The organism is Odoribacter sp. Z80 (assembly GCF_009935865.1).
In the GTDB taxonomy this organism is placed as follows: Bacteria; Bacteroidota; Bacteroidia; order Bacteroidales; family Marinifilaceae; genus Odoribacter.
In genome coordinates this window covers 1-524 of sequence record NZ_QWEL01000047.1, presented here as the reverse complement: position 1 = coordinate 524, position 524 = coordinate 1, and the positions used below count along the sequence as shown (strand labels likewise).

Annotated in this window: 1 protein-coding gene; it reads right to left on the bottom strand. The window is 33.0% G+C overall.

All coding sequences use genetic code 11. The features are described from left to right. Nucleotides 1-178 precede the first annotated feature (178 nt). Nucleotides 179-524, bottom strand: a 346-nt coding sequence (locus tag D1136_RS10805; RefSeq protein ID WP_161877626.1) for a hypothetical protein, incomplete at its 5' end; no start/stop codon positions are given.

The window sequence follows — 524 nt, the reverse complement described above, 5'->3', positions numbered from 1 at the left end:
CTAATCCTTCATACCATAATGATAATGATGAAAAAAGATCATTTGCTTGATAGAAACAGTGAAAGCTAAAGCATTCTTCATACAGTCCGTTTTAGCTGTTTTCTCTTTCTGCAAAAGCTTTGAAAGTAACAATATGGGTCAAAACGAAGTTGAGTGAATCAGGTTCTAAAACTAGACCTTATCCTTCATACCATGATGATAATGATGAAAAAGGGTCATTTGCTTGATAGAAAACATAGTTGAGTAAATCAGGTTCTAGAACAACACCTAATCCTTCTTTCCATAATGATAATGATGAAAAAGGGTCATTTGCTTGATAGAAAACGTAATTGAGTGAATCGGGTTCTACAACAACACCTAATCCTTCATACCATAATGAAAATGATGAAAAAGGGTCATTTGCTTGATAGAAAACGTAGTTGAGTGAATCAGGTTCTAAATCTAGACCTAATCCTTCATACCATAATGATAATGATGAAAAAAGATCATTTGCTTGATAGAAACAGTGAAAGCTAAAGCATTCT